The following is a 16,024-nucleotide window of genomic DNA, read 5'->3' on the forward strand; positions in this document are numbered from 1 at the left end:
GGCTAACCGGAAAGGAACTTTGAATGGCACTGCCTGATTTCAGCATGCGCCAGCTTTTGGAAGCTGGCATTCACTTCGGCCACCAGACCCACCGCTGGAACCCGAAAATGGCGCCCTACATCTACGGCGCTCGCAACAACATCCACATCATCGACCTCTCGCAGACGGTGCCTTTGCTGCACCAGGCGTTGAAGCAGGTTTCCGACACTGTCGCCAAGGGCGGCCGCGTGCTGTTCGTCGGCACCAAGCGCCAGGCGTCGGACATCGTCGCCGACGCGGCGCAGCGTTCGGCCCAGTACTACGTCAACTCGCGTTGGCTCGGCGGCATGCTGACCAACTGGAAGACGATCTCGAACTCGATCCAGCGCCTGCGCAAGCTCGACGAGATGCTGGCCGGCGAAGCCCAGGGCCTGACCAAGAAGGAACGCCTGAACCTCGACCGCGAGCGCGAGAAGCTCGACAAGGCGCTGGGCGGCATCAAGGACATGGGCTCGACGCCTGACCTGATGTTCGTCATCGACACCAACAAGGAAGCGATCGCCATCCTCGAGGCCAAGCGCCTCGGCATCCCGGTCGTCGCCATCATCGATTCGAACTGCGATCCGGACAAGATCGACTTCCCGATCCCCGGCAATGACGACGCCGCGCGCGCCATCCAGCTCTATTGCGATCTGATCGCCAAGGCTGCCATCGACGGCATCGCTCGTCAGCAGGGCGCGCTCGGTGTCGACATCGGCGCCTCGGTTGAGGCTCCGGTCGAACCGGCGCTCGATCCGACCCCGGCGGCCGAGACCCCGGAAGCCTGACAGTCGAAGGCCGGTCCCGGCCTTCATCTTTCTAATATTTTGGCACGCTAAACGGACGCATCACCGAGTACCGGTGGTGCGTCGGTGCATTTAAAACAAAGAGGCGACAATGAGCATTTCGGCTGCACAGGTCAAAGAACTCCGCGACTTGACGGGCGCGGGCATGATGGACTGCAAGGCGGCGTTGACCGAGACCAACGGCAACATGGAAGAGGCCGTCGACTGGCTGCGCAAGAAGGGCATCTCCAAGGCCGACAAGAAGGCCGGCCGCACTGCTGCCGAAGGCCTGATCGGTGTCGACAATGGCGTGCGCGAGGCTGCTGTCGTCGAAGTCAATTCCGAGACCGACTTCGTCGCCCGCAACGCGGCTTTCCAGGAAATCGTCGCCAACGTCGCCAAGGTGGCGCTCGCCTATGGCACGACAGAGGCTGTGGCTGCCGCAAAGTATCCGGGTTCGGACAAGTCGGTTGCTGACACCATCAAGGATGCTGTCGGCACAATCGGTGAGAACATGGGCTTCCGCCGCTCGGCCAAGCTGACCGTTCCGCACGGCGCAGTCGCGACCTATGTCCACAACGCGGTTGCCGATGGCCTTGGCAAGCTTGGCGTGCTGGTCGCGATCGAGACCACGGGCAATGAGCATGCCGCCAACGCTTTTGGCCGCCAGGTCGCCATGCATGTCGCCGCCACCAACCCGATGGCGCTGACGGCCGAGCAGATCGATCCGGCTGCGGTCGAGCGCGAGAAGGCGATCTTCTCCGATCAGGCACGCCAGTCCGGCAAGCCGGAAGCGATCATCGAAAAGATGGTCGAGGGCCGCCTGCGCAAGTTCTACGAGGAAGTTGTGCTCCTGAAGCAAGCCTTCGTGCTCAATCCCGACATCACCGTCGAGAAGGCGCTGAAGGATGCCGAGAAGGAAATCGGCGCTCCGGCCAAGATCTCCGCCTATCTGCGCTTTGCGCTCGGCGAAGGCATCGAAAAGGAAGAGACCGATTTCGCGGCGGAAGTCGCGGCCGCGGTCAAGAAGTAACCTTTAGAAATAGCCCTGAAAGGGGCTTCCCAGCTCAGGCAACTCGGCCGGGTGTCCGCAAGGATGCTCGGCCGATTTCTTGTGCGGTGTCGATGAAGGCCCTGAGCTTCGGCGCCATTGACGCCCGGCGCGGGAAGTAAAGGAAGAGGCCGGGCTCTTCGATCGCCGTTTGCGGCAGGATCTGAACGAGACGGCCAGCGGCCAAGTCCGCGCGCACCAGCGGTTCGAACACATAGGTCAGCCCGACGCCGGCAAGCGCAAGGTCGATCGCGGCGAGCGAATCCGTTACGATGACAGTGCCCTTCGTCTCGACCACGACATCCTTGCCATCCTCGGTCAGGTCCCAGCGGTAGAGTGCACCGGAGCGGACGAGCCGGTAGCCGATGCAATTGTGGTTGGCGAGATCGGCCACGCTGCGCGCGCGGCCATGCCGGCCGACATAGGCGGGAGAGGCAACGATGACGGCCTTGAACGGTGGCGTCAGCCGAACCGTGACCATGTCCTGCGCGATCATTTCGCCCAGCCGGATGCCGGCGTCGAAACCTTCGCCGACAATGTCGATCAGCCCCTGGTCGGTGAGCAATTCGACCGTCACATCCGGATAGCGCTCCGCCATCGCCGCGACCACAGGCGTGACGGCAAGTGGAACCGCGATGTTGGGAACGTTGAGCCTGAGCAGGCCTGAAGGCCGGCCCTTGATGGCGCGGATGCGATCCATCCGCTCGGCAATGTCCTGAAGGGCAGGGGCCGCCGTCTCCACCAGCGCCTTGCCGGCTTCCGTCAATGAGACGCTGCGCGTCGTGCGCGCAAACAACGGCTGGCCGATGCGCTCCTCCACGAGGCGCACGGCGTGGCTGACCGCGGACGGGCTCATGCCGAGTTCGGCTGCGGCAAGCGCGAAGCCGCCGCGCCGGGCAACGGCGACGACAACAGGCAGATGGCTGAGCAGGTCCCGGTCCATTCATGCATGATATCGCATAGTCCATGCAAACAATGCAATCTTACCGATGCCAGCGTGGCGGGCCATATTGTGGTCAACACATCGGCGGCGGGCAGATGCACAAGGAGAAAAAACATGAACCCTTTGAAAAACGTAGCCTTCGCCGCAGGCCTTGCCCTGGCGCCGGCAGATGCCGGCGGCGCCGAGCCGTCCGGCTGGCGCGCGCTGGCCGACGAACGCGCCGTCATCCGTATCGCCGACGCCATTGACCGTGCCGTTGATGCGCAGGACTGGAAGCTTGCGCGTTCCTATTTCGCCGACCGTGTCACCGTCGACTTCAACAGCCTGTCGGGACAGCCAGCGGCCACCATCGCCTCCGACGATCTGATCGGCACCTGGGCCGGCAACCTCAGGGGCAGCAAGACGAGCCTGCATCTGCGCACCAACCACCAGGTGGTTCTTGAGGCGGATGCGGCCAGCGTCTCCTCCAACGGCTATGCCTGGAACCGGATGGAAGGCAATGGCGATCCGCTCTGGGAAGTCTGGGGCAATTACGAGCATCATCTGGTCTGCTCCGGCGCCGGCTGGAAAGTCGACGGCTTCATTTTCCGCGCCACGCATGAGCGCGGCAACCTCTGGGTCAAGACCACGCCCGGCCAATGAGCCGGCATCAAAAAAATCAGGATCGGAAAAAAACACCATGACCATGAACTACTACACGCTCGGCAACAGCGGTCTTAGAGTGAGCCGGCTGGCTCTGGGCACCATGACCTTCGGCACCGAATGGGGCTGGGGTGCGGACAGGGAGACGGCGCGCGCCATGGTCGACGCCTATGTCGACGCCGGCGGCAATTTCTTCGACACCGCCGATCTCTATACCGGCGGCACCGCCGAAACCTGGCTTGGTGAATTCATCGCCGAGCGCGGCTTGCGTGACAGAGCGGTGATCGCCACCAAATTCACCTTTAACGCGGAGCCTGGCAATCCGAATGGCGGCGGCAACGGCCGCAAGAACCTGATGCGCGCCGTCGACGCCTCGCTGAAGCGGTTGAGCACCGACTATATCGACCTCTATCTCCTGCATGTCTGGGACAGTCTGACACCGGCCGAGGAGGTGATGCGCACGATGGACGATCTCGTGCGCGCAGGCAAAATTCGCCATGTCGGCCTGTCCGATGTGCCGGCCTGGTATGCTGCCCGCGCGCAAACGATCGCCGAATTGCGCGGTTATGAGCCGGTGTCGGCCCTGCAGCTCGAATACTCGCTGGCCGAGCGTTCGATTGAACATGAATTCGTGCCGTTCGGCACCCGCCATGGCGCCGGTATCATGGTGTGGAGCCCGCTGGCCAGCGGGCTGCTCAGCGGCAAGTACCGGCCGATACAGGACGGCAATGCCGGTCGGCTCGACGGCTTCCGCAACACCACCCATCCGGGGTTCCGGAAATTTTCTGAGCGCAACTGGGCGATCGTGGCGGAACTCGAAAAGGTCGCCGCCGAGCTCGGGCGCAGCATGCCCCAAGTCGCCGTCAACTGGGTGGCAACGCAACCGGGCATCGCCACCGTGATCCTTGGCGCCACCAAACTGGCGCAGATGCAGGACAATCTGGCGGCGCTGGATTTCACGATTCCCCCCGAGCTTCGCGAGCGGTTGGATCACATCAGCAAGACACCGCCGCCATTCCCCTATTCCTTTTTCGGTTCCGAGATCCAGGCTCGGGTTACCGGCGGCGCCGTGACCGGCAACAAGCCAGCCGGCTATGCGCCGCCGCTGCTGGTCGAAGGCGACGCCGTCAGCATCACCAGCAACTGACAGACCGCGATAAGACAGGCGGAATTGGCGAGGGGCGGCCCGCGGGCATCGCGCCAGCGGCCGCGCCCGCGCCCGCGCGAGGGTGGCCTGCCCAGGCGCGCCACACGCAATAATGACGAGGTCCAGATGACGGCAAAGCCCCTCTATCGACGTGTCTTGCTGAAAGCGTCGGGCGAAGCATTGATGGGCGAGCAGCATTTCGGCATCGACGTCTCGGTCGTCGACCGCATCGCCGCCGATATCGCCGAAGCCCGCGCGCTCGGCATCGAGGTCGGCGTCGTCATCGGCGGCGGTAACATTTTTCGCGGCGTGGCGGTGGCGTCCAAGGGTGGCGACCGCGTCACCGGCGACCATATGGGCATGCTTGCCACCGTCATCAACTCGCTGGCGCTGCGCACCTCGCTGAACAAGATCGGCGTCGACGCCGTCGTGCTGTCGGCGATCGCCATGCCCGAACTGTGCGAGAGTTTTTCCCAGCGCCAGGCCACCGCCTATATGAACCAGGGCAAGGTCGTCATTTTCGCCGGCGGTACCGGCAATCCGTTCTTCACCACCGATTCGGCCGCGGCCCTGCGCGCCGCCGAGATCGGCGCCGACGCCCTGTTCAAGGGCACCCAGGTTGACGGCGTCTATTCGGCCGATCCCAAGAAGGATCCGAATGCGACCCGCTTCGAGCGCATCAGCCATGCCGAAGTCATCAACAAGGGGCTTTCGATCATGGATACCGCCGCAATTGCACTTGCGCGCGAAAACAACATCCCGATAATCGTCTATTCGATCCACGAAAAAGGTGGTTTCGGCGATATTCTGAGGGGCGGCGGCCGTTGCACGATCGTCGCCGACGAGTGATCCGGAGTATACTCTCCGGAACGGGGATCAGTTTTTCGAAAGCGGGCTATTCGGGCCCTAAGCAGTGAACCCGGGTCAAACGGGTCGAGGAGACTAAGATGAGTGGTGAGTTCGACGACCTCAAGCGGCGCATGGATGGCGCGATCGCGGCCTTCAAGCACGATCTGGCTTCGCTGCGCACCGGCCGCGCCTCCAGCAATCTGCTCGACGCCATCCAGGTCCAGGCCTATGGCACCACCATGCCGATCAACCAGGTGGCGAATGTGTCGGTGCCGGAGCCGCGCATGATTTCGGTTTCGGTCTGGGACAAGTCGATGGTCGGCGCTGTCGACCGCGCCATCAGAGAATCCAATCTCGGCTTCAATCCGATCGTCGATGGCACCAATCTCAGGATTCCGCTGCCCGAGCTCAACGAGCAGCGCCGCAAGGAACTGGTCAAGATTTCGCACGGCTACGCCGAGAACGCCCGCGTTGCGGTGCGTCATGTCCGCCGCGACGGCATGGACTTCTTGAAGAAAGCGGAAAAGGACGGCGATATCAGCGAGGACGATCAGCGCACGCGCTCCGATCAGGTCCAGAAGCTGACCGACGAGACGATCAGCACCATCGATCACCTGCTTTCCGATAAGGAAGCTGAAATTATGCAGGTTTAGGGTCGGCCCACACCGGCCCGAAAGCGAGACCATGGCAACGCCCGCGCATGTCGCGATCATCATGGATGGAAACGGACGCTGGGCCAAGGCGCGCGGCATGCCGCGGCTTGCCGGCCATCGCGCCGGCGTCGAGGCGCTGCGCAAGACGGTGCGCGCCGCGCCCGGTCTCGGCATTTCCTTCCTGACCGTCTACGCCTTTTCGTCGGAGAACTGGTCGCGGCCCAAATCCGAAGTCAGCGACCTTATGGGGCTTTTGAAGCTGTTCATTCGCCGCGATCTGGCCGAACTGCATCAGAGCGGCGTGCGCGTCAGGATTATCGGCGACAGGGCAGGGCTGCAGCCCGACATCAGGGGCCTGCTCGAAGAGGCCGAATCGCTGACCGCCCGCAATGAAGCGCTGACGCTTGTCATCGCCTTCAACTATGGCGGGCGCGACGAGATCGTGCGCACGGCGCGCAAGCTCGCAGCCGCTGTGGCGCGCGGCGAGATCGACAGCGAGGCGATCACGGCGGACACTTTTGCCGCCTCGCTCGACACCGCGGGCATTCCCGATCCGGAGCTGGTCATCCGCACCAGCGGCGAGCTTCGGCTGTCGAATTTCCTTTTGTGGCAGGCAGCCTATAGCGAGCTGGTCTTCCTGCCTTGCTACTGGCCAGATTTCAGCCGCGAACACCTGGCTGACGCCCTGCGCGATTTCGCTGGCCGGGAGCGCCGCTTCGGCGGGCTCGCCGCTCAAGATGTCGCCGCCTCGTGATCGGCGGCGGGATGAACAATCTTCAGCTTCGCATCGTCTCGGCGCTGGTGCTGGCCGCAGTAGCGCTTGGCCTGACCTGGTTGGGCGGGCTGTGGTTCCGCCTGCTTTGCGCCGGCATGGCGGCGGTCATCTTCTATGAATGGGCGCGCATGTCGCGCCCTGCGGCCGGTGCGGCCCTCGGATTCGTTCCAGAGGCGTTGCTTCTGGTTTTCGTCGGCGCCCTGATCGCCGGCGTGCCGGCGTTGTGGCTTCTGTCTCTTGTCCTGGCGATGGTCGTCGTTGCGGCCGTCGGCGCACGCGTGCGCGGAGCCGCGCAATGGGATGCCGCCGGCCTTGCCTACGCAGCGCTGTCCGGTCTGTCGCTGGCGCTGCTGCGCGACGGCGACCGTTCCGGCCTGGTCGCGATCCTGTTTTTGTTCGCCGTGGTCTGGGCGACCGACATCTTCGCCTATTTCGTCGGCCGCGCCGTCGGCGGTCCCAAGCTCGCGCCATCGATATCACCCGGCAAGACGCAGAGCGGTGCGCTTGGCGGTGCTGTCGGCGGCGTGGTCGCCGGCGTGCTTCTGGCTGCCGCCGCCGGGGCTGGCAACCTTGGCGTGCTTGCTTTGGTCGCATTGGTGCTGTCGATCGTCTCCCAGGCTGGCGACCTCTTCGAGTCCTGGGTCAAGCGCCGCCACGGCCGCAAGGATTCCAGCGCGTTGATACCAGGGCACGGCGGCGTCATGGACAGGGTGGATGGGCTTGTCGCGGCGGCTTTTGCCCTATACGTCATCGGTTGGATTTCGGCGGGCGCCGATCATCCGGCGCAGGGGCTTTTTCCGGCTTGAGCGGCATTTGACGGCGAAGAAATGGCGCACGCCACGGATTCGCCTGGATTGATGTCACAGTCGCGGCGTCACCTTTTCGCCGTGGGTGAATTTGAGGGCACGACTTGAACGAGATTCTTCACGCGTTTTTCAGCACGGAAGGCTTTGTCCTCGGCACACTGGTGCCGTTTCTGTTCGTGCTGACTGTCGTCGTCTTCGTGCACGAGATGGGCCACTACCTCGTCGGCCGCTGGTGCGGCATCGGCGTAAAAGCCTTCGCGATCGGCTTCGGCCCCGAGCTTTTCGGCTTCAACGACAGCCACGGCACGCGCTGGAAGCTCTGTGCCATACCGCTCGGCGGTTATGTCAAATTCGTCGGCGACATGAGCGTCACGTCGAGCCAGCCCGGCACGGAAGATCTGGACAAGCTGACCGATGCCGAACGCGAAGTTGCCTTCCACACCCAGCCGATCTGGAAACGCGCGGCCACGGTGTTTGCCGGGCCGCTATTCAACTTCTTGCTGACCATCGCCGTCTTCACCGTGATGTTTTCCCTCTATGGCCGCCCGGTGCTGGAGCCGATGGTGGCTCAGGTCACCGCCGGCAGTCCGGCTGAAAAGGCCGGCATTTTGCCCGGCGACCGATTCGTCGCCGTCAACGGCAGCAAGGTTGAGACCTTCGCCGACGTCCAGCGCCTTGTGCAGGGTCGCGCCGGCGATTCGCTCACCTTTACAATGCTGCGCGATGGCAAGGAGATTACCGTCACCGCGACGCCGGAGTTGATGGAACAGCAGGACGCGCTGGGCAACAAAACCAAGGTGGCCGTCATCGGCGTCGTCAACAACAAGGAGCTCGGTCAGCCAAGGGTGATCACCTACAGCCCGATTGGCGCGCTGGGAGCGGCGGTCGAGCAGACGGGGCAGGCCATTCAGGGCACGGGTCACTTCCTGCAACGTTTTGTTGTCGGCCGCGAGGACAAATGCCAGCTGGGTGGCCCGATCAAGATCGCCAAGATGTCGGGGCAGGCGGCCAAACTCGGCTTCGAATGGCTCGTGCAACTTGTTGCATTGCTGTCAGTCGGGATCGGAATTCTGAACCTTTTGCCGATTCCCCCCCTCGACGGCGGCCATCTCCTGTTCTACGCCATCGAAGCCGTTTTCCGACGTCCGGTATCGGAGCGGATGATGGAAATGGGGTACCGGGCCGGCCTCTTTCTGGTGCTGGGATTTATGGGCTTCGTTTTCTGGAACGATCTGTTTGGGTGCTGAAATCATGAAGAAATTCGGCTTCGGCACCGGCAATGTTGAGACGCCGTTTACCATGCACGGGGGTATGCGTGACGCGAAAGCCACGCATCAGGGTTAAGTAATTACAAATTAACCAGAAGCCTTGCGTGTAGGGAAAATCCGGTTAATACGGTAGGGGAAATTACCGCACGTCCGGTTTTCTCGCCGTGGGGACTTCGAGAAAAGGTACAAAAGCCCGATGAAGGCAGCATCCAAGTTTTTGAGCGCCGCGTCCGCGGTGGCTATGTCCGCCGCTCTGGTTGTGCCAGGCGCGCTCGCAGTGCAGTTCGTTGCCACATCTGCGGCGCAGGCAGCCGTTGTCTCGAGAGTCGAGGTCAGCGGTAACCAGCGTGTCGACGCCGACACCATTCGCAACTACATCACGATCAAGCCGGGCAAGGCGTTTTCAAGCGCCGACATCGACGATGCCGTCAAGGCGCTGTTCGGCACCGGCCTGTTCTCGGACGTTCAGATCAATCAGGTCGGCTCGACGCTGGTGGTCAAGGTTGCCGAATATCAGGTGGTGAACCAGGTTCTGTTCCAGGGCAACAAGAAGCTCAAGGACAATGCCTTGGCAGTTGCGGTGCAGTTGAAGCCGCGCGGCACGTTCTCGCAGGCAACGCTGGATTCCGATGTCGAGGCGGTCAAGGCCGCCTACAGGCGAATCGGCCGCGATGATGCTGCAGTCACCACGCAGATCATGGATCTCGGCGACAACCGCGTGAACGTGGTCTTCAACATCAACGAAGGCGGTCGCACCAAGATCGCCGCAGTGAATTTTGTCGGCAACAGCGCCTATTCAAGCCGCCGCCTGTCCGATGTCATCGCCACCAAGCGCTCGGGCATCCTGTCCTTTGTGCTGCGCGACGACGTCTATGACGAGGACAAGCTGCGCGCCGACCAGGAGACGCTGCGTCGCTTCTATTACAATCACGGCTATGCCGACTTCCAGGTGGTCTCCGCCGTCGGCGAGCTCGACGACACGACCAACCAGTACACGGTCACCATCACCGTGCAGGAAGGCGACCGCTACACATTCGGCGACGTCAGCGTCGAGAGCACCATTCCCGAAGTCGACTCGAAGTCGCTGGAATCGGTGGTCCAGACCCACAAGGGCGACGTCTACAACGCCAAGGATGTCGAAGACACGATCATCGCGCTGACCGAGAGGGTCGCGGGTTCGGGCTATGCCTTCGCCCAGGTGACGCCGCGCGGCGACCGCAACTTCGAGAATCACACCATTTCGGTCGTCTATACGATCGACCAGGGCACCAAGGCCTATATCGAGCGCATCGAGATTCGCGGCAACGATCGCACGCGCGACTATGTCATTCGCCGTGAATTCGACGTCAGCGAAGGCGACGCCTTCAATCAGGTTTTGATCCAGCGCGCGAAGAAGCGGCTGGAAGCGCTGGATTATTTTGAGAAAGTCGACATCTCGACTGTTCCCGGCTCCGAGCCTGACCAAGTCGTGCTCGTGGTCGATGTGGTCGAGAAATCGACCGGCGAGTTCTCGGTCGGCGCCGGTTATTCGACCGGTGGTGACACCGCGGGTCCGTCCGTCGAAGGATCGATTGCGGAGCGCAATTTCCTCGGCCGCGGCCAGTACATCAAGGTCTCGGCCGGCGGCGGCAAGAATTCGCGCGACTACAGCCTGTCCTTCACCGAGCCCTATTTCCTCGGGCGCCGTATCGCAGCGGGTTTCGACATCTACCAGCAGACCCGGAATTATTCGCACTACGACAGCGAGACGCTGGGCGCGACGGTTCGTTTTGGTCTGCCGATCACCGACAACATCTCTACTCAGCTGGCTTATAATATTGCCCAGGAGAAATATGAATTCTCCGACAGTTGCGATGGAAGCACCGATCCGAACAGCCCTGACCTAGACTGCGACGTCTCTCAGGCAATCATCGATGGTGTGGAGCAAAGCCCGTGGATCAAGTCGTCGGTCAGTCTCGGCTTGGTGTACAACACCATCGATGACATGAAGAACCCGCATGAGGGTATCTATGCCACCACGACCGTGGAAGTGGCGGGCCTGGGTGGCGATGCCAAGTTTGTCAAGGTCACCGGGCGCGGAAGTGTCTACCAGACGCTTTCAGAGCAACTTGATCTGGTGGGGCTGATCTCCGGCGGCGCTGGTCATGTCGAAGGCTATGGCGGTGACGGTCTGCGCGTCTTCGACCATTTCCAGAGCAGTGACCGAATGATCCGCGGTTTTGCCTATGGCGGCATTGGACCGGTAGCCTCCGACAATAACGACGACCATCTCGGCGGCGTCACTTATTTCAACGCGTCGGCGGAAGCGCAGTTTCCGCTGCCGGTCATCCCGGAAAGTTTTGGCCTGCGTGGCGCGGTCTTCGCCGACGCTGCAACGCTCTATGGCAACAAGATCAAAGATCAGAGCCTGGTCGACCAGTCGAGTGCCGACATGAATTTGCGCGCGTCGGTCGGTGTTGGCCTGATGTGGGCATCGCCCTTTGGCCCGATCCGCATCGACTACGCGATCCCGGTCAAGAAAGAGTCGACCGACGACGTGCAGGAATTCAACTTCGGCATTTCGACCCGCTTCTGATGCGCGGGTAACGATGCTTCCGGGCCGTTGGGGTCCGGAAGAGAACTGATCCGACCTAGCTGGATATTGCTTCTGGAATGACCGATCCGGTGTTCTTCGCGCCATCACGCCGGTATACGGCCGGCGAAGTCGCGAATCTGACCGGCGCGGCGCTCGTCGATTCCGACCTTGCCAATATATCGATCGATGCGTTGGCGCCAGCCAACGAAGGCGGCGAGGGTGCGCTCGTCTTCGTCGACGGCAGGCGCAATTTCGCGCTGATGCAGTCGCTGAAGGCGGCGGCCGTGCTGTGTCCGGCCGAATTTGCAACCAAGGCGCCGGCCGGCATTGCGGTTCTGGTCCATCCTCGGCCGCAACAGGCTTTCGCCATGGTCGGCCGGCTGCTGTTCCCGATGGCGGCCACTCCGGGACCGATGACCAGCGAAACCGGGGTCTCGCCGCAGGCTCACGTCGATGCCTCCGCGCATATCGAGGCCGGTGCCATCATAGAAGCCGGAGCAGTCATCGGCCCACGCGCTTCTATCGGCAGCGGAACCGTCATTGCGCCCCACGCCGTTATCGGCCCCTCCTGCCAGATCGGCCGCGACGGCTATGTTGGTCCGGGCGTCAGCGTCCAGTATGCGCTGATCGGCAACCGCGTCATCATCCATGGTGGCGCCCGCATCGGCCAGGACGGGTTCGGGTTCGTCGGCGGCGCCAAAGGGCCCGAGCGTGTGCCGCAGATCGGCCGCGTCATCATCCAGGACGATGTTGAAATCGGCTCGAACACGACAGTCGATCGCGGCGCCATGTCGGATACGGTCATCGGCCAGGGCACCAAGATCGACAATCTGGTGCAGATCGCCCATAACGTTCGCATCGGCCGCAATTGCATTATAGCCGGGCTTTCGGGTATTTCCGGCTCCGTCGTCGTCGGCGATGGTGTCACCATGGGCGGCGGCGTCGGGCTTGCCGATCATTTGACCATAGGATCGGGAGCCAAGCTTGCTGCGAGAAGCGGGTTTATGAGCAACGTGCCGGCGGGCGAGATCTGGGGAGGCTATCCGGCGCAGCCGATGGCGGAAGCCATGCGCGAGATTGCCATGCTGCGCAAGCTTGCCAGGACGCGCAAGCAGGGCGAGGGGGGAAGTAGCTGAGATGGTGCCTGCGACGCTCGAAGCGGTCGATATATTGGGGTTGATGAAGCTTTTGCCGCATCGCTATCCCTTCCTGATGATCGACCGCATCATCGAGATCGACGGCAACGACTCGGCCATCGGCATCAAGAACGTGACCATCAATGAGCCGCATTTCCAGGGCCATTTCCCGGACCAGCCGGTGATGCCGGGCGTGCTGATCGTCGAGGCCATGGCGCAGACGGCTGGTGCGATCTGCATTCGCAGCCTCAACACGGAAAAGCCGTCACTGGTCTATTTCCTGACCATCGACAACGCGAAATTCCGCAAACCGGTCGTTCCGGGCGATCAGCTGAAGATCCACGTCAAGAAAATCAAAATGCGCGGCAACCTGCTCAAATTCGCCTGCGAGGCCATGGTGGAAGGCGCAAAGGCCGCCGAAGCCGAGATCTCGGCTATGATGGTTACCGGCTGACGGTTCGAAATGCTCATGAAAATACAGACTTCAATCCATCCCTCGGCCGTTATCGAGGCCGGTGCCCAAATCGGCGACGGCGCCTCTATCGGGCCTTTCTGCTACGTCGGCACTGACGTCGTGATCGGTGACCGCGTCGAACTGGTCAGCCATGTCTCGGTGCTGGGTGCTACCACCATCGGCGCTGGGACCAAGGTTTATCCGATGGCGACACTGGGTGGGCCGCCACAAAACACCAAGCACAAGGGCGGCCGCACTACATTGGTTATCGGCCAGAACTGCACGATCCGCGAAGGCGCGACCATGCATCTCGGCACCGATTCCAGCCGTGGCGAGACGACCGTCGGCGACAATGGCAATTTCCTTGCCTATGCTCACATTGCTCATGACTGCGTCGTCGGCAACAACGCCACCTTTGCCAATGGCGCCACGCTGGGCGGCCATTGCGAGGTCGGCAACAATGTCTATATCGGCGGCCTCACGGCCGTTCATCAGTTTGTCCGTATCGGCGACAACGCCTTTCTCGGCGGCTGCTCGGCAATCGTCGGCGATGTCATCCCCTACGCCATTGCCGTCGGCAACCGCGCCAGCCTGCGCGGCCTCAACATCATCGGCCTGAAGCGCTCCGGCCTGCCGCGCGCCGAAATCCAGGTGCTGCGCAAGGCTTACAAGACGATCTTCGACCGCTCCCGCACCGTCGGCGAAAACATCGAATTCGCCAAGGCCGAGTTCGCCTCGTCGCCGACCGCCATGAAAATCATCGATTTCATCACCAGTCGCGGCAAGCGGCACTATGCCGTCCCGTCGCTTAAAGGTGGCGCCGGCGACGATGCCGATGACGAAGACTGAGGCCAGCTCAACGGGCCTCGATCTCGCGCCGGACGCCAGGGTCGGCATCATTGCCGGCGGCGGCAGCCTGCCGGTCGAAGTTGCCGCCGGCCTAGCAGAGGCCGGGCATCCGCCCGTCATTATCCTGGTCGACGGTCAGGCCGACCGTCAGTCCGAGCTCACAATCTACGAGCATGAAAGCCTCGCCCTTGAAGACATCGGCTCGCTGGTTGCGTTGCTGAGGCGGCGACGGATCACCCATCTTGTGCTTGCCGGCGAGATCAGGCGCCGGCCGCGGCTGGTCGACATGCGCCCGAGCCTTGGGCTACTGGCCCTGATACCCTCGGTCGCCATGGCGCTTGCGCGCGGCGATGACGGCCTGTTGAAGATATTGACCCGCGGCCTGGAGTCGCGCGGCGTCAAAGTTGTCGGCGCGCATGAGGTCGTGCCCCGGCTTGTCGCGACTGAGGGGCCGCTGACCAAGGCAGTGCCGCGAAAGTCTGACTGGAGCGATATTACCGCGGCACATGCCGCGGCAAAGGCCATCGGCGCGCTCGACATCGGCCAGGCGGCGATTGCCATCGGCGGCCGCGCGATCGCCCTGGAAGGCGTCGAGGGCACCCATGGACTGCTCGAGCGGACGCAGCAGCTGCGCAGTCACGGCAGGCTCGCCGGCAAGAGCCGCGGTGTCCTGGTCAAATGTGCAAAGCCCGGCCAGGAGTTGCGTGCCGATCTGCCATCCATTGGCCCCCAAACGGTCGAGGCAGCACACGCCGCCGGACTTGCCGGCATTGCCGTCGAGGCCGGCCGTTCGCTGATCCTTGAAGGTCCTGTCGTTCTCGCGCGCGCCAATGCGCTCGGGCTGTTCGTGTATGGCCTTCCGTCCGCGGAGCCTGGCCATGGCAGTTGAGAAGCCGCTGAAGATCGCCATCGTCGCCGGCGAAGAGTCCGGCGACTTGTTGGGCGCTGACATCGTGCAGTCGCTGAAACGCATGACCGGCCGCGATATCAGGCTGGTCGGCATTGGCGGGCGGCATCTGCAGGCGCTCGGACTGGTGCCGCTGTTCGACGGGGCCGAGATCGCGCTGATGGGGCTCAGCGCCATCCTGCGCGACCTGCCGCGCCTGATGCGGCGCATCAGCCAGACGGCAAGTGCCGTTGCCGCTGAAAAACCCGACTGTCTCATCACCATCGACAGCCCGGATTTTTCGCTGCGCGTTGCCAAAAAAGTCCGTTCCGCCGACCCCTCGATCCCGATCGTCCACTATGTCTGCCCGAGCGTCTGGGCGTGGCGGCCGGGCAGGGCGGTGGCGATGAAGCCCTATGTCGACCACATATTGTGCATCCTGCCTTTCGAGGTGAAGGAACTTAGCCGCCTCGGTGGCCCGCCCGGCACCTATGTCGGACACCGCCTTACGCAAGATCCGGGCGTGATGAGCGCGGCCAGGGCGCAAGCCCAGCCACGCGACCTCTCGGGTGACCGCGTCAAGACGCTGCTCGTCCTGCCCGGCTCGCGGCGCGGCGAGGTGAGCCGGCTTATCGAACCGTTCGGCGAGACGGTCTCGGCCCTGCGGGCGCGCGGACACCGCCTGCGCCTGCTGTTGCCCACGGTGCCGCATGTCGCCGAGTTGGTCAGGACGTCGGTGGCGCGCTGGGATGAAAAGCCTGAGATCATCCTCGATGCGGAGCGCAAATGGCAGGCCTTCGGCAAGGCCGATGCGGCGCTGATTGCTTCGGGAACGGTATCGCTCGAACTGGCACTGTCTGATGTGCCGATGATCTCATGCTACCGGCTCGATCCGGTGATGCGCATGGTCCAGGGGCTGGTCACGGTGTGGAGCGCCGCCTTGCCCAATCTGATCGCCGACCAGACGATCGTGCCGGAGCACTACAACCAGTATGTGCGGCCGCGTTATCTGGCGCGGCAGCTTGAGGCTCTGTTTTCAGACACAGCCTATCGCACCTGGCAAAAGGACGGCTTTGCCGAAGTCGCCAGGCGCATGGCCACCGACAAGCCCTCCGGCGACATTGCCGCGGATGTTGTTCTTCGCCACATCAAGCTTCGTCACTCCAACTAAAAAGCGCCCTTGCGGG

At 62.8% G+C, this 16,024-nt stretch carries 16 protein-coding genes; 15 read left to right on the forward strand and 1 reads right to left on the reverse strand.

Going from position 1 to position 16,024, the window contains the following annotated elements; all coding sequences use genetic code 11:
- Positions 1-23 precede the first annotated feature (23 nt).
- Together rpsB and tsf are read left to right on the forward strand one after the other, a co-directional pair.
- The gene (gene rpsB, locus AC1DYO_RS22640; RefSeq protein WP_142865747.1) at positions 24-806 is read left to right on the forward strand and encodes a 30S ribosomal protein S2; all 783 of its coding nucleotides are present in this window, start codon (positions 24-26) and stop codon (positions 804-806) included.
- Positions 807-915: 109 nt separating this feature from the next.
- Positions 916-1,836, forward strand: a complete 921-nt coding sequence (gene tsf / locus AC1DYO_RS22645; protein ID WP_181057059.1) for a translation elongation factor Ts — start codon at positions 916-918, stop codon at positions 1,834-1,836.
- A gap of 34 nt (positions 1,837-1,870) precedes the next feature.
- On the opposite strand, the gene AC1DYO_RS22650 is transcribed toward tsf, so the two are convergent.
- Positions 1,871-2,797, reverse strand: a complete 927-nt coding sequence (locus AC1DYO_RS22650; protein WP_477266707.1) for a LysR family transcriptional regulator — start codon at positions 2,795-2,797, stop codon at positions 1,871-1,873.
- Positions 2,798-2,911: 114 nt separating this feature from the next.
- Here AC1DYO_RS22650 and AC1DYO_RS22655 point away from each other — a divergent pair, with 114 nt between their 5' ends.
- From AC1DYO_RS22655 to lpxB, 13 genes are all read left to right on the forward strand, one after another.
- Positions 2,912-3,439 carry a nuclear transport factor 2 family protein gene (locus AC1DYO_RS22655; RefSeq protein ID WP_477266708.1) on the forward strand — a complete coding sequence of 176 codons (528 nt, stop codon included), beginning with the start codon at positions 2,912-2,914 and terminating at the stop codon, positions 3,437-3,439.
- Positions 3,440-3,476: 37 nt separating this feature from the next.
- Positions 3,477-4,586 carry an aldo/keto reductase gene (locus tag AC1DYO_RS22660; RefSeq protein ID WP_477266709.1) on the forward strand — a complete coding sequence of 370 codons (1,110 nt, stop codon included), beginning with the start codon at positions 3,477-3,479 and terminating at the stop codon, positions 4,584-4,586.
- 126 nt (positions 4,587-4,712) lie between these two features.
- Positions 4,713-5,435 carry a UMP kinase gene (gene pyrH, locus AC1DYO_RS22665; protein WP_023671026.1) on the forward strand — a complete coding sequence of 241 codons (723 nt, stop codon included), beginning with the start codon at positions 4,713-4,715 and terminating at the stop codon, positions 5,433-5,435.
- 98 nt (positions 5,436-5,533) lie between these two features.
- Positions 5,534-6,088 (forward strand): ribosome recycling factor, encoded by a 555-nt coding sequence (frr, locus tag AC1DYO_RS22670; RefSeq protein ID WP_477266710.1) that lies wholly within the window; start codon positions 5,534-5,536, stop codon positions 6,086-6,088.
- A gap of 31 nt (positions 6,089-6,119) precedes the next feature.
- A complete protein-coding gene (locus AC1DYO_RS22675; protein WP_477266711.1) occupies positions 6,120-6,842 on the forward strand; it encodes an isoprenyl transferase in 723 nt (240 codons plus the stop codon).
- An 11-nt stretch (positions 6,843-6,853) separates the two neighbouring features.
- Positions 6,854-7,669: a phosphatidate cytidylyltransferase gene (locus tag AC1DYO_RS22680; RefSeq protein WP_477266712.1), complete on the forward strand. Its 816-nt coding sequence runs from the start codon at positions 6,854-6,856 to the stop codon at positions 7,667-7,669.
- A 104-nt stretch (positions 7,670-7,773) separates the two neighbouring features.
- Positions 7,774-8,916 (forward strand): RIP metalloprotease RseP, encoded by a 1,143-nt coding sequence (rseP, locus tag AC1DYO_RS22685; protein WP_477266713.1) that lies wholly within the window; start codon positions 7,774-7,776, stop codon positions 8,914-8,916.
- A 217-nt stretch (positions 8,917-9,133) separates the two neighbouring features.
- On the forward strand, positions 9,134-11,512 hold the full coding sequence (gene bamA / locus AC1DYO_RS22690; RefSeq protein ID WP_477266714.1) for an outer membrane protein assembly factor BamA: 2,379 nt from the start codon (positions 9,134-9,136) through the stop codon (positions 11,510-11,512).
- Positions 11,513-11,589: 77 nt separating this feature from the next.
- The gene (gene lpxD / locus AC1DYO_RS22695; RefSeq protein WP_477266715.1) at positions 11,590-12,648 is read left to right on the forward strand and encodes a UDP-3-O-(3-hydroxymyristoyl)glucosamine N-acyltransferase; all 1,059 of its coding nucleotides are present in this window, start codon (positions 11,590-11,592) and stop codon (positions 12,646-12,648) included.
- 1 nt (position 12,649) lies between these two features.
- Positions 12,650-13,102: a 3-hydroxyacyl-ACP dehydratase FabZ gene (fabZ, locus tag AC1DYO_RS22700; RefSeq protein ID WP_477266716.1), complete on the forward strand. Its 453-nt coding sequence runs from the start codon at positions 12,650-12,652 to the stop codon at positions 13,100-13,102.
- A 15-nt stretch (positions 13,103-13,117) separates the two neighbouring features.
- Positions 13,118-13,951: an acyl-ACP--UDP-N-acetylglucosamine O-acyltransferase gene (gene lpxA / locus AC1DYO_RS22705; RefSeq protein WP_477266717.1), complete on the forward strand. Its 834-nt coding sequence runs from the start codon at positions 13,118-13,120 to the stop codon at positions 13,949-13,951.
- Positions 13,938-14,840 carry an LpxI family protein gene (locus tag AC1DYO_RS22710; protein ID WP_477266718.1) on the forward strand — a complete coding sequence of 301 codons (903 nt, stop codon included), beginning with the start codon at positions 13,938-13,940 and terminating at the stop codon, positions 14,838-14,840. Before lpxA ends, AC1DYO_RS22710 begins: the two co-directional genes overlap by 14 nt.
- Positions 14,830-16,008: a lipid-A-disaccharide synthase gene (gene lpxB, locus AC1DYO_RS22715; RefSeq protein WP_477266719.1), complete on the forward strand. Its 1,179-nt coding sequence runs from the start codon at positions 14,830-14,832 to the stop codon at positions 16,006-16,008. The genes AC1DYO_RS22710 and lpxB overlap by 11 nt, the downstream gene beginning before the upstream one ends.
- The last annotated feature ends 16 nt before the right edge of the window (positions 16,009-16,024 follow it).

It is taken from the genome of Mesorhizobium sp. P2_F5 (assembly GCF_056403715.1).